Genomic DNA, 13,416 nt, shown 5'->3' on the forward strand with positions numbered 1-13,416 from the left:
TTGTGAATAGCCAATACGATAAAGACCCAACGGCCTGCACATGACATAACGGGATATGACAGGTAGCGCCCGTCTCAAGAGCGCTACCCGTCGAACGCGATCAGCGCTTGCGCAGAATCACGCTGCCGATCGAGTAACCAGCGCCAAACGAACTGAGTACCGCCAGAGCGCCTCGCGGCAAGTCGTCCTGATAGGTGTGAAACGCAATCACCGAGCCCGCCGAGCTGGTATTGCCATAGGTGTCGAGAATCACCGGCGCTTCTTCGACACTGGCGTCGCGGCCCAGCAGCTTCTTGACGATCAGATGGTTCATGCTCAGGTTGGCCTGGTGCAGCCAGAAGCGTCTGACGTCAGTGATGTTGATGCCGTTGTCCTGCAAATGCGCAGCGACCAGCTTGGCGACCATCGGGCACACCTCGCGGAATACCTTGCGGCCTTCCTGCACAAACAGCTTGTCCGGCGCGCTCTGGCCCTCGTCCGAGGTACGGTTGAGGAAACCGAAATTGTTGCGGATGTTGTTGGAAAACTGGGTCAGCAGCCGGGTGCTGACGATATCGAACTGATAAGGCGACGTGGCAAGATCGGCGCGCTCGACCACCACCGCCGTGGCGCCGTCACCAAAGATGAAGTGGCTGTCACGGTCACGGAAATTAAGGTGTGCGGTGCAGATTTCCGGGCTGATCACCAGCAAGGCGCGAGCCTGACCCAGTTGCACGCTGTTGCAGGCCGTCTGAATGCCGAAGGTGGCCGACGAACAGGCCACGTTCATGTCAAACCCGTAACCGGCAACGCCCAGCGCTTGCTGAATCTCGATGGAGATTGCCGGATAGGCGCGTTGCAGGTTGGAGCAGGCAACGATTACACCGTCGATGTCGGCAGCGGTTTTGCCGGCGCGTTGCAGCGCCTGTCTGGCGGCAGCTACACCCATCTCACAGAGGATCGACCATTCGTCATTGCTGCGCTCCGGCAGGTTGGGCTTCATGCGCTGCGGATCGAGAATGCCCTCCTTGTCCATGACGAAGCGGCTTTTGATACCCGAAGCCTTTTCGATGAAAGCGGCGCTGGACTCACTCAGCGCCTGCACGTCGCCACGTTCGATAGCGGCGGCATTATCGCTGTTGAACTGTGCAACATAGGCATTGAAAGACTGCACCAGCTCTTCGTTGGAGATGCTGTTGGCCGGGGTAAACAGGCCTGTGCCGCTGATGACGACGTTGTGCACGGTCGTTCCTCTCTTATTGAGTTGCAGGTAATGACCTGCTCACGCACGGCAACTGAAGGCCCACTGCTTTTTGGGACCTGCGTACCAGTGCGACTGTAAAAGCTGCCCGTAACCGGGAGCAGCATTTCATGACACGGTGAAGACAGGCGCGGAGTGTGCCACAGAGCCCGGTTTTGGCGCTATCGGGCCAATGAATATAGGCACGATAGACGCCTTTTACTTCGTGACAGGAAGCAGCGGATCAGCTCTCCACCTGACTCCACTGCTTGCTCAACCGTTTGTCCGACACGGGCATTTTCGTGCCCAGTTGCTGGGCGAACAGCGAGACGCGGTATTCCTCCATCCACCAACGGTACAGCGCCAGTTCCGGGTCGCGCTTGCCTTCTTGCGCGTGCTTGTCGGCGCGTGCCTGGTATTGCGTCCACAGACCTGCCAGCTCGATGCTCCACACCCGGTCCTTCTGCACCTGAGACGGCAGTTTTTCCAGACGCATCTCGATGGCCTTCAGATAACGCGGCAGCTCCTTGAGCCATACCGCCGGGGTCTCGCGGACGAATCCTGGGTACACCAGCTTGCTCAGTTGCGCCTTGATATCGTTGAGCGCCACAGCCTGGGACAGGTCGATCTTGCCTTTGAAGCGCTTTTGCAGACCGTGCCACAGCTTGAGAATTTCCAGCGTCAGCTTCGCGAGCCGCTCGGCATGCTCGGTCCAGTCGGCGCGCTTGCGCTCAGCCAGCGACAGCAGGCCGGCACCGTCGCGCGGCAACTCGGCTTCACCTTCCAGCACGCAACTGTCGAGGCTGGCCAGCAGGATGTCTTCGATCAACGCATCGATGCGCCCCAGCTCGCGATGAAGCAAGGCCAGTTCGGTCTGCCCCGGCAATTTGTTGCGCAGAAACTTGGCGGGTTCGGCCAACTGCTGCAACAGCAAACGCTGCAAGGCGCGGCGATGCTGATACTCGGCCTCGGCCTGGGTCGAGAAACGGCCTTCCTTGACCGCTCCGCCCTCTTCGACCAGCGCCGGATAAACCGTCATCGACAGCCCGGCGATGTTCTGCTGGGTTTTCTGCGCCACCGCAGCGAAGGCCTTGGCCTGCACGGGCTGCTGGCTTTTTGCGGTTTGCGGCACGGCCAGCGCGGCCTGACTCGCCTCGGCAAAGCGCGCCGTCAGCTCGGCCAGATCGCGCCCCTCACCGAGAAACTTGCCGCTGCCATCGACGATTTCCAGATTCATCTTCAGATGACCTTCAAGCTGCTGTGCCGCCTCGGCCCAGGCTTCGTCACTGACCCTTACACCGGTCATGCGCAGCAGTTCACGGCCCAGCGCCTGAGGCAATGAGCCCTCGCCGAAGGTGATGCGCTGCAACGCCGCCTTGATGAAATCCGGGACCGGTACGAAGTTCTTGCGCACCGCCTTGGGCAGGTTGCGAACCAGCGCAATGCACTTGGTCTCGAGTAACCCCGGCACCAGCCATTCAAGACGCTCGGCAGGCAGCGACAGCAACAACGGCGCGGGAACACGCAAGGTCACGCCGTCACGCGGGTGATTGGGTTCGAAGTGGTAGCTCAGCGACAGGCTCAGGTCGCCCAGCCGCAGGGTGTCCGGATACTGCGCGGCGGTGACTTCGCTGGCCTCGCGCGCCAGTACGTCCTCTTCGCGCATGATCAACAGCTGTGGATTCTTCTGGCTTTCGGTTTTGTACCAGCTGTCGAAGGTGGCCGTCTGATGAATCTCGGCCGGAATGCGTGCTTCGTAGAAGCTGTACAGGGTGTCTTCGTCAGCCAGAATATCGCGGCGTCGAGCCTTGGCTTCCAGCTCGTCGAGCTGTTCCAGCAAGCGGGTATTGGCGCTCAGGCACTTGGCCCGCGACAGGATATCGCCACGCACCAGGCCTTCACGAATGAACAGCTCGCGCGAAACCACCGGGTCGATAGGCCCGAAATGCACCGGGCGACGGCCCACCACGATCAGGCCAAACAGCGTGATCTGTTCGAACGCCACGACCTGCCCGCGCTTCTTCTCCCAGTGCGGCTCGAAGTGGTTTTTCTTGATCAGGTGGCCGGCCAGCGGCTCGATCCAGTCCGAATCGATCTTGGCGACCATGCGCGCGTACAGTTTGGTGGTTTCCACCAGTTCGGCGGTCATCAACCACTGTGGACGCTTCTTGCCCAATCCGGAGGACGGGTGAATCCAGAAGCGCCGCTGTCGTGCGCCGAGGTAATCGCCCTCGTCGGCCTTTTGCCCGATCTGACTCAGCAGACCGGAAAGAATAGCCTTGTGAAACTTAGGGTAATCGGCCGGCTCCTTGTTGACCGTCAGTTGCAGGTCGCGACAGATCAGGCTCAATTGCCGATGGGAATCGCGCCATTCACGCAGGCGCAGGTAATTCAGGAAATTGCGCCGGCACCAGTTACGCAGCGGGCTGGCAGTCAGGGTCTGGCGCTGCTCTTCGAAGCCGCGCCATAGATTGACCATCCCGGCGAAGTCCGAGTCGGCGTCCTTCCATTGCGCGTGAGCCTGATCCGCAGCCTGCTGACGCTCGGGCGGGCGCTCGCGGACGTCCTGTACCGACATGGCGCTGGCGACGATCAGCACTTCCTGCAGGCTGCCCTGCTTCGCCGCTTCCAGCAGCATGCGGCCCATGCGCGGGTCCACCGGCAGACGCGCCAGTTGGCGGCCCAGCGGGGTCAGCTGATTCTCGCGGTTGACCGCCGAGAGCTCCTGCAACAGGTTGAAACCGTCGCTGATCGCCTTGCCGTCCGGCGGCTCGATGAACGGGAAGTCGGTGATCTCGCCCAGGCGCAGGTGCAGCATCTGCAGGATGACCGCGGCCAGGTTGGTGCGCAGGATCTCGGGGTCGGTGAATTCCGGCCGACCGTTGAAATCCTCTTCACTGTACAGACGCACGCACAGGCCGGGCTCGACCCGTCCGCAACGGCCTTTGCGCTGGTTGGCACTGGCCTGGGACACCGCCTCAATCGGCAGGCGCTGGACCTTGGCGCGATAACTGTAGCGACTGATGCGCGCCGTACCGGTGTCGATCACGTAACGGATGCCCGGCACAGTCAGCGAGGTTTCAGCGACGTTGGTAGCCAGTACAACGCGACGACCAGGGTGCGATTGAAAGATACGCTGCTGCTCGGCCGGCGAGAGGCGCGCGTAAAGCGGCAGAATCTCGGTGTGCCTGAGCTGCGCCTTGCGCAGCACCTCGGCGGCATCGCGGATCTCGCGCTCGCCAGGCAGGAACACCAGCACATCGCCTGGGCTCTTGCGCTCGCTGCGCTCGAAGGCCGCCAGTTCGTCCAGCGTAGCCAGAATCGCCTGATCGACGGTCAGGTCCTCTTCAACGCTGTTGCCGTCTTCGTCCTGCTCGCTGGTCAGCGGGCGATACCAGACGTCCACGGGGAAGGTACGCCCGGACACTTCGATCACCGGCGCATCGTTGAAGTGCTCGGAAAAGCGCTGCAGGTCGATGGTCGCGGAAGTGATGATGACCTTCAGGTCCGGACGACGCGGCAGCAGGGTCTTCAGATAACCCAGCAGGAAATCGATGTTCAGGCTGCGTTCGTGGGCTTCGTCGACGATGATCGTGTCATAGCGCTCGAGAAAGCGGTCGTGCTGGGTTTCGGCCAGCAGAATACCGTCGGTCATCAGCTTGATCAGGGTGTTGCTGTCGCTCTGGTCCTCGAAACGCACCTGATAGCCGACCAGCGCACCGAGCGGCGTACCGATTTCCTCGGCAACCCGGCTGGCCACGCTGCGGGCAGCGATCCGGCGCGGCTGGGTATGACCGATCAGACCGTGCTGACCGCGACCGATTTCAAGGCAGATCTTCGGCAACTGGGTGGTCTTCCCGGAGCCAGTCTCGCCGGCAATGATCAGCACCTGGTGCTTGAGCAGCGCTTCCTTGATCTCGTCACGCTTGGCCGCGATGGGCAGGTTATCGTCATAACGAATCGCCGGGACACTTTCACGCCGCGCCGTGACCTGCGCGCAGGATGCCTGCACGCGCGCAACCCACTGCGCCAGCTTCGCCTCGTCGGGCTTTTTGCGCAGGTCGTGCAACTGACGGCGCAGACGATGACGTTCGCTGATCATCGCTTGGTCGAGGTTTTTCAGAAGTTGGTCGGTAGAGGGCGATTCGTCGGTCATCAGGCGCGCAGGGTCTTTTTTCAAATGGCAGATGCGGATTGTCGCAGATTGCGGTGGGTCGTGACGATGGTCTGAGGATTGGGCGGTCTATGACGGCAACGACGCAGCATCCTCTCTCTTGCACCAGCGCATCAAAAAAAGACCAAAATAGAGCACCAACTGGAGTCCTAAATCATGCAAAGCATCCTTGCAGATGTCGCGGTCAGCGTCTCTGAACTCAAGAAAAATCCGTCAGCGGTCCTGAGTGGCGCTCATGGTTTACCTGTGGCCGTCCTTAATCACAATAAAGTCATGGGCTACATGGTTCCTGCCGAGGTGTTTGAAGCAATGATGGAGAGGCTTGATGAGCTTGATCTGGCCGAGCTGATCAAATCTCGCCAACATGAAAAGCCGGTGTCGGTAGATATAGATGACCTTTGAGCTTGAATTTCTGCCCTCGGCCTTGAAGGAGTGGGAAAAGGAAAATACAGGCCATCTGTGCTGTCATGCGTAAATATCTGACGGGTTTGTGGGCGTGCATGCACGCTGGAGAAGATTTTGACACAGCCAAGCTTTTCAGCGAAAAGCACCTGATAAAAGCCTGACCGTGAACAGATTATCTACAAAAGCCCTGCTCTGCACTCATCGAGATTTTTATATAACGATGAGCGCCTGGCGTGGAAATGAACGTCAATCCGGTTTCAGGTCTGCCCTTACTTCTTCACACCCAGTTTCTTCAATTCCTCGTCACGCAGCTCGCGACGCAGGATCTTGCCGACGTTGGTGGTCGGCAGCACGTCGCGGAATTCGACGCTGCGCGGCACTTTGTAGCCGGTCAGGTTGGCGCGCATGTGCTCCATGACCTTGTCCTTGGTCAGGGTGACGCCCGGTTTGGCGACCACGAAGACCTTGATGGTCTCGCCCGACTTCTCGTCCGGGACGCCGATCGCCGCGCATTGAAGCACGCCGGGAAGCGTCGCCAGCACGTCTTCCAGTTCGTTGGGGTACACGTTGAAACCGGAGATCAGGATCATGTCTTTCTTGCGATCGACAATCCGGATATAGCCGTCAGGCTGGATGATCGCGATGTCGCCGGTCTTCAGCCAGCCTTCGCTGTCGATCATTTCATCGGTCGCTTCCTGGCGCTGCCAGTAGCCTTTCATGACCTGCGGCCCCTTGATGCACAGCTCGCCGGTTTCACCGAACGCCAGCTCGTTGCCCGCATCGTCGATGACCTTGCACAGGGTCGACGGTACCGGAATACCGATGCTGCCCATCTGCACGTACTGAGAAGGATTGACCGTGGCCACCGGGCTGGTCTCGGTCATGCCGTAGCCTTCGCAGACCTGACAGCCCGTCACCTGCTTCCAGCGCTCGGCAGCGGCCTGCTGCAAGGCCATGCCGCCGGACAAGGTGACTTTCAACGCCGAGAAATCGAGGTTGCGGAAGCCTTCGTTATTGCACAGGGCCACGAACAGCGTGTTAAGGCCGACAAAGCCGCTGAACTTCCATTTCGACAGTTCCTTGACCATGGCCGGCAGGTCACGCGGGTTGCTGATCAGGATGTTGTGATTGCCGAGCAGCATCATCGCCATGCAATGAAAGGTGAAGGCATAGATATGGTAAAGCGGCAGCGGCGTGATGATGATTTCACAGCCTTCGCCCAGATTTGACGCCATCAGCGCCCGGCATTGCAGCATGTTGGCGATCAGGTTGCGGTGCGTGAGCATTGCCCCCTTGGCCACGCCGGTAGTGCCGCCGGTGTACTGCAGCACGGCAACATCGGCGCTGCCAGGCGACACCTCGGTCACTGGCTGCCCACGGCCCTTGCCAAGTACATCGTTGAATTTGACGGCCTTGGGCAAGTGATAGGCCGGGACCATTTTCTTCACGTACTTGATGACGCTGTTGATCAGCAAGCGCTTGAACGGTGACAGCATGTCGGCCACTTCGGTGACAATCACCTGCCTGATCTGCGTCTTGGGTACGACCTTCTCGGCCAGGTGGGCCATGTTTGCCAGGCACACCAGCGCCTTGGCACCGGAGTCGTTGAACTGGTGTTCCATTTCCCGCGCGGTGTACAGCGGGTTGGTGTTGACCACGATCAGCCCGGCGCGAATCGCGCCAAAGACGGCAATCGGGTACTGCAAAACGTTGGGCAGTTGCACGGCGATACGGTCACCCGGCTGCAGGTCGGTATGTTGCTGAATCCAGGCGGCAAACGCGCCGGACAGCTCATACAGTTCGCCGTAGGTGATGGTCTTGCCCAGGTTGCTGAACGCCGGCTTGTCGGCGAAGCGCTGGCAGGACTGCTTCAGGACCGCCTGGACGTTAGGGTACTCGTCGGGGTTGATATCGGCAGGGATACCGGACGGGTACTTGTCCTTCCAGAAGTTATCAATCATTCAGTCGGCTCCGTAGCGATAGCGAATTCTTCACATCGCCTGAAGCGATGATTTTCTTGTGCTTGGAATTATGCAGTAGACGCTTTTTCCGCTTTATGACTGATCAAAAAGCGCGCCGAGAGTAGCAGCTTTGCCAAAGGCCGACTAGAGGCATAAGAAGGCCCGACAGTCACCAATAAGACCAGAAAATTACATCTGGTCACTTTTAATACATTTAATAAAACCTCATCACTGCCTCAAAAGCACCGGACCAGAGCGGCCCCTCAGCATAATCGCCTGTTTCCGGAAAAAATCGACCCCGTTTGCAGCGATCTGCAAACGGGGTCAGGTACACAGATGGAGACGATTAAAGGGTCAGGCAATGTCCCGAAGCTCGCGGCGCAGAATCTTGCCCACCGGGGTCATTGGCAATGAATCACGCAGAACGATCTGCCTGGGCACCTTGTAGCCGGTGAAATTCTCTTTGCAGAAGGCCTTGAGCTCTTCGATGCTCAGCCCCGGGTCTCGCGCCACCACGAATAGCTTCACGGCCTCCCCCGAGCGCTCGTCCGGCACGCCGATGCAGGCGCAGTTGGCGACTTTCGGATGGGCCATGACCACGTCTTCGATTTCGTTGGGGTAGACGTTGAAACCGGACACGATGATCAGGTCTTTCTTGCGGTCGACGATACTGACGAACCCGTCAGCGCCAATCACGGCAATGTCACCGGTCTTGAACCAGCCTTCGGCGTCCAGGCATTCGGCTGTGGCATCAGGCTGGTTCCAGTAGCCTTTCATGACCTGCGGCCCCTTGATACACAGCTCGCCACGCTCACCGAAAGGCAACTCGATGCCATTGTCATCGATGACTTTCATGGCGGTGCCGGGCACGGGAATGCCCACGGTTCCCAAGCGCGCCAGAGTGCCGTAGGGATTGGCACTGGCAACAGGCGACGTCTCGGTCAGGCCGTACCCTTCGACGATCATGCAGCCGGTGATCTGCGCCCAGCGCTCGGCCGTGGCCTTGACCAGTGCAGTGCCGCCGGAGTTGGTGCTTTTCAGCGCCGAGAAATCCAGATTCTTGAATTCCGGATGGTTCATGAGCGCAACGAACAGTGTGTTGAGGCCGATCATGGCAGTGAACTTCCACTTGCCCAGTTCCTTGATGAAGCCGCCGATATCGCGAGGGTTGGTGATCAGGATGTTGTGATTGCCGCTGATCATCATGCACATGCAATTCGCCGTGAACGCGTAGATGTGATAGAGCGGCAGCGGCGCGATCATCACCTCTTTGCCTTCTTCAAACAGCGATCCGCCTTGCGGCCCTTGCTGACGCATGCAGGCATAGACCTGCTGCATGTTGGCGACCAGATTGCCATGGGTGAGCATCGCGCCCTTGGCCAGCCCCGTGGTGCCACCGGTGTACTGCAGAACGGCAACATCCTGCAGACCTCGCGGCACGACCTGCATGCGGCTGTCGCGCCCCAGGCGCAGCGCCCGCTTGAAGCCGACGGCCTGAGGCAGATGGAATTCAGGGACCATCTTCTTGACCTTGTCGACGATGGTATTGACCAGCCAGCCCTTGGCAGCCGATTGCATGTCGCCCATTTTCACTTCGATCAGGTATTCGATGGCCGTGTCCGGCAGCACTTCCTGCACCAGCTTGCCGAACAGATTGAGATAGACCAGCGCCCGGGCGCCGGAGTCCTTGAATTGATGGCGCATCTCGCGCGCGGTGTACAACGGGTTGGTGTTGACCACCGTCAGACCGGCACGCATCGCACCGAATACGGCGATCGGGTACTGCAGGATATTGGGCATCTGTACGGCAATGCGGTCACCCGGCACCAGTTGCGTGTGCTGCTGCAAATACGCGGCGAAGGCGGCGGAGTGACGCTCGAGCTCCGCGTAGGTCAGCGTCACGCCCATGTTGCTGAACGCAGGCCGGTCGGCGAATTTCCTGCAGCAGCGCTCGAACACCTCGACGACCGATTGGTAGGTCTGCAGATCCACCTCGGCATCGACACCCGCCGGACGCTTGTCATCCCAGAAGTCAGCTTGCATTATTTTTATCCTTTTTCCCTGCATAGGTCTGGGCGGACGTTAGCAGTTAAAGTGCCTCAGGCAAATAATCGTCCGGGCCTCATCAGCAGCATGAATCTTGTCTCTGTTCAGACTGAAATCTGTCGTCGGCGATACACTGCGCACGGCAATCGGGCTGGTAAAGATACTTGCCCGATAGCGCAGTAGCCGTATTCACACGACGTTTGCTTATTATTTGCCTTGAATGTGATCCGGGGAGCGCCAGCAAGCGTCTGAATGATCTTGTCCGCGCATTGGCGGCGACAGGTCATCAAGTGTTACAAATCAAGGCCAGGTCGGATTGCACGAACCGGCGCGCTTCAATTCATTTTTATTGTCAGGACAGCCACATGACTCAAGTCACCAACACGCCTTACGAAGCCCTTGAAGTCGGTCAGACCGCCAGCTACAGCAAGACAGTGGAAGAGCGTGATATTCAGCTGTTCGCCGCGATGTCTGGCGACCATAACCCGGTCCACCTGGACGCCGAATACGCCTCCAAGACCATGTTCAAGGAGCGTATTGCCCACGGCATGTTCAGCGGCGCGCTGATCAGTGCGGCGGTTGCGTGCGAGTTGCCTGGCCCCGGCACCATCTATATCGGTCAACAGATGACCTTCCTCAAGCCGGTAAAACTGGGCGATACCCTGACGGTGCGCCTGGAAATCCTGGAAAAACTGCCGAAGTTCCGCGTGCGCATCGCCACCCGCGTTTTCAATCAGAACGATGAGCTGGTTGTGGACGGCGAAGCCGAGATTCTCGCCCCGCGCAAGCAGCAGACCGTCGACCTGACCGTATTGCCCGAGATCACTTTCGGCTGATACCGCGCACGGGCGTGCGCCACGCAGCGCGCACGACCGACCGACTCGCCAGTGGCCTGAACAAAAATTCATGATGCACCCGGAACTGCTTTCCTGCGCTTTCCACTCAGGAAACCAGTAGCACTCCCTATCCGGATCACGAATTGTTCATCCCACAGGCGGGGAAATCAGCCATGAATACGATCAACAGAAACTATTACCCCGTCTCCGGGACTTCTGCGCAGGATGCTCCGGCGCAGACTGATCAACTGCAGCTTCAAGGTCAGGGCATCAAGCCGGGCCACAATAGCAACCTGATCGACTTCGGCCTGACACAGCAGGCCAATGGCCCGCACTCTTCGCTGAATACACTAGGCTCCAGAGTCCAGCCGACTGACACGAGCACGTCTTCAAACATGCTGGGTGGCAACGGTGAGCAGGTACTGAACAAACTTGTGCAAGCGATCCGCAACATCCTCAACAACCTGCTCTCTCTGCTGGAAGGCAATCTACAGAACGGCTCCGGGCCTGCACAGACTCAACGCGAACAGACGCCGACACTCGCTCAATCGCCATCGCCCTCGTCCTCTTCCTCGTCGCCTTCGACACCTCAGGGCAACGCAGAAAAACCCTTTGTGGTGCAGAACGATCACCCTTCAGAAAAACCTGTATCACTGCAAAAAAATACAGAGCCGACGTCCGCTGCGCCGTCACAAACAGCAGACCGGACGGCCGAGAGAAGCAGTGCCACTCCAGACAAGACACCCGCCGGGCCCGATGCGGTAAACCCGGCAGTGGTCAATGACCCTGCCCTGCCGAAAACCTCGACGGACACCACCAAGACCGATAACACGGTTAAAGCAGCGAAAACCGTGACCCCGGCAGCGCATGGCCAGGGCGCGGACATGTCCGGCATCGTAGGTTTCGCCAAAGAGGCCAACACCACCGGCGGTAACGGTGGCGAAGTCGTTACGGTCAATACCGTGGCGGACCTCAAGAAGTACATGGAGGACGATAAAGCCCGCACCGTCAAACTGGGGGCCAATCTGTCTGCCGACAGCAAAGTGACCATCAACTTTGGCGCCAACAAGACTCTGCTCGGCACCGACAAGGGCAACAGTCTGCACAACATCTACCTGGCCAGCGGCAAGACCGCCAGCAATGACATCTTCCAGAACCTGAACTTCGACCACGACAGCCGTTATCGCGAAAACGGTGACATGCAGATGTTTATCAGCAGCGGTCAGAAATACTGGATCGACCACAACACCTATTCAGGCACCAAGGATCAGAATCCCAAAGGTCTGGACAAGCTGCTCTATGTCGGCGGAACGGCAGACAACGTCAGCCTGACCAACTCGAAATTCCAGAACAACAAATATGGCGTGATTCTCGGTCAGCCGGACGACTCCGCTCAAGCCAAGGCCGAGTACAAGGGCTACCCGCGCATGACCATCGCCAACAACGTGTTCAGCAACCTTGATGTACGAGCACCCGGATTGATGCGTCAAGGGCTATTTGATGCTTATAACAACTCGATCGACAATTTCCATCTTGGCTTTACCGCGACGGGGAATGCGACCATCCTTTCGCAGGCCAACTATTTCGCAAAAGGAGTGGATGTTTCCGGCAAGGCCAGCAACTCCGGCGTGCTGGATGATTATGGCGATGCGCACTTCAAGGACATCGGCAGTAATGTCAGCTTCACCCAGAAGTCAGCGGTGACCGCCTGGACGCCGAGCTATCAGCGCGACATCAAGACCGCCGAAGCCGCCAGAGCCTATGACCTGACCCATGCCGGCGCCAACACTGTGAACTGATAGCGCTCGATGAAGGGCGTGGCATGCAGACGAAAAAAAGGGCGACCGAAGTCGCCCCAAGTGCCTTGCGTGCTCATTGAATGCAGTCAGGCGCGTGTCCGCCTACAGCGCATCCGATGCAACAAGATTAAGGCAGCGTGCATAAAGGCGAGTTGATCCAGATCAGCTGTTGTGAAACCAAACTGATCAGATCAGGAGCGTGGCGGCTGGGTCAGCGCTTTTTGGGCTTTTTGCCGGACTTTTTCTGCTTGCTCAACGGCATGGCCTGCTCGAAGGCATTGCGTACTTCATTGAGGCGCTTGTCATTCAGATCGTGGATACGCTTGGCGCGCTCGGCGCCCAGGTCGATCAGTTGTGCGTCGTCGCTCATGGCTTGCGGTTCTCGAACACGGGAAATCAGGGCCAATAATGCTCAATCGCAGCAGCCCTGGCCAGTCCCGTGACCCGTACAGACATGGGCGGTGCAGCGATCAGATCTGAATATCCACCCAAAGCCCCTGACGCGGCTCGTCGTCGATGAGCGGTACGACGGGTACGGTATTGTCGGCGTTCAGCGAATCACCCGGAACCACCAGCCCCACGTATTCCTCGGCTTCTCCACCGCCATGAGCCTGCTGCTGTTGCTGCTGGCGCTGTTGCTCTTCACGCAACAGCAACGCGCTGCGTTCAGTATCTTCATTGCGCAGGTCGATGGAGGTCTCGCTGGAGCTCTGCTGCACCGGCGCGACAGGTGGAATGTCCGGCATGCGTTTGGCCGGATCCAGCTGTGATGTCACTGGCACCACACTTAACGGAAGCATAGGTTGCAGCATGGTTTTATCTCCTCTTACCGGGGTGTCGGCCGTGCACGAGGCAACTTGAACCGGGCTGAAATAGCCAGTGATGGTTTATAAGATCTTTTTTGACTCCTCTCAGTGAAATAAGTGTCATGGAACCAAAAATTCGATAGGTTCCGGCGCTGACCATGAGTTTTTTC

Annotated in this window: 9 protein-coding genes; 3 read left to right on the top strand and 6 right to left on the bottom strand. The window is 58.7% G+C overall.

Features of this window, described 5'->3' with window-relative positions; all coding sequences use genetic code 11:
- Window positions 1–100: 100 nt before the first annotated feature.
- Both JOE39_RS13075 and hrpA read right to left on the bottom strand, forming a co-directional pair.
- Window positions 101–1,222 carry a beta-ketoacyl-ACP synthase III gene (locus tag JOE39_RS13075; protein WP_209995867.1) on the bottom strand — a complete coding sequence of 374 codons (1,122 nt, stop codon included), beginning with the start codon at window positions 1,220–1,222 and terminating at the stop codon, window positions 101–103.
- Window positions 1,223–1,463: 241 nt separating this feature from the next.
- Window positions 1,464–5,375, bottom strand: coding sequence for an ATP-dependent RNA helicase HrpA (gene hrpA, locus JOE39_RS13080; protein WP_210077271.1), 3,912 nt, complete (start codon window positions 5,373–5,375; stop codon window positions 1,464–1,466).
- A gap of 174 nt (window positions 5,376–5,549) precedes the next feature.
- Between hrpA and JOE39_RS13085 the strand changes: the two genes are divergently transcribed.
- A complete protein-coding gene (locus JOE39_RS13085; RefSeq protein WP_210077269.1) occupies window positions 5,550–5,795 on the top strand; it encodes a type II toxin-antitoxin system Phd/YefM family antitoxin in 246 nt (81 codons plus the stop codon).
- A gap of 272 nt (window positions 5,796–6,067) precedes the next feature.
- Here JOE39_RS13085 and fadD1 read toward each other — a convergent pair whose 3' ends face one another.
- On the bottom strand, window positions 6,068–7,759 hold the full coding sequence (fadD1, locus tag JOE39_RS13090; protein ID WP_065093542.1) for a long-chain-fatty-acid--CoA ligase FadD1: 1,692 nt from the start codon (window positions 7,757–7,759) through the stop codon (window positions 6,068–6,070).
- Between the two features lie 354 nt (window positions 7,760–8,113).
- Window positions 8,114–9,802, bottom strand: a complete 1,689-nt coding sequence (fadD2, locus tag JOE39_RS13095; RefSeq protein ID WP_074909886.1) for a long-chain-fatty-acid--CoA ligase FadD2 — start codon at window positions 9,800–9,802, stop codon at window positions 8,114–8,116.
- A gap of 368 nt (window positions 9,803–10,170) precedes the next feature.
- On the opposite strand from fadD2, the gene JOE39_RS13100 reads away from it, so the two are divergent.
- Together JOE39_RS13100 and JOE39_RS13105 are read left to right on the top strand one after the other, a co-directional pair.
- Window positions 10,171–10,641 (top strand): MaoC family dehydratase, encoded by a 471-nt coding sequence (locus tag JOE39_RS13100; protein WP_003314447.1) that lies wholly within the window; start codon window positions 10,171–10,173, stop codon window positions 10,639–10,641.
- A 173-nt stretch (window positions 10,642–10,814) separates the two neighbouring features.
- The gene (locus JOE39_RS13105; protein ID WP_210077267.1) at window positions 10,815–12,440 is read left to right on the top strand and encodes a type III helper protein HopAK1; all 1,626 of its coding nucleotides are present in this window, start codon (window positions 10,815–10,817) and stop codon (window positions 12,438–12,440) included.
- A gap of 211 nt (window positions 12,441–12,651) precedes the next feature.
- Here the strand turns inward: JOE39_RS13105 and JOE39_RS13110 are convergent, their stop codons facing one another.
- Both JOE39_RS13110 and JOE39_RS13115 read right to left on the bottom strand, forming a co-directional pair.
- On the bottom strand, window positions 12,652–12,810 hold the full coding sequence (locus JOE39_RS13110; RefSeq protein ID WP_003314444.1) for a hypothetical protein: 159 nt from the start codon (window positions 12,808–12,810) through the stop codon (window positions 12,652–12,654).
- 100 nt (window positions 12,811–12,910) lie between these two features.
- Complete coding sequence (locus JOE39_RS13115; protein WP_003348204.1) at window positions 12,911–13,252, bottom strand: hypothetical protein; 342 nt, start codon at window positions 13,250–13,252, stop codon at window positions 12,911–12,913.
- Window positions 13,253–13,416: the final 164 nt, after the last annotated feature.

The organism is Pseudomonas sp. PvP100 (assembly GCF_017833055.1).
GTDB lineage: Bacteria > Pseudomonadota > Gammaproteobacteria > Pseudomonadales > Pseudomonadaceae > Aquipseudomonas > Aquipseudomonas syringae.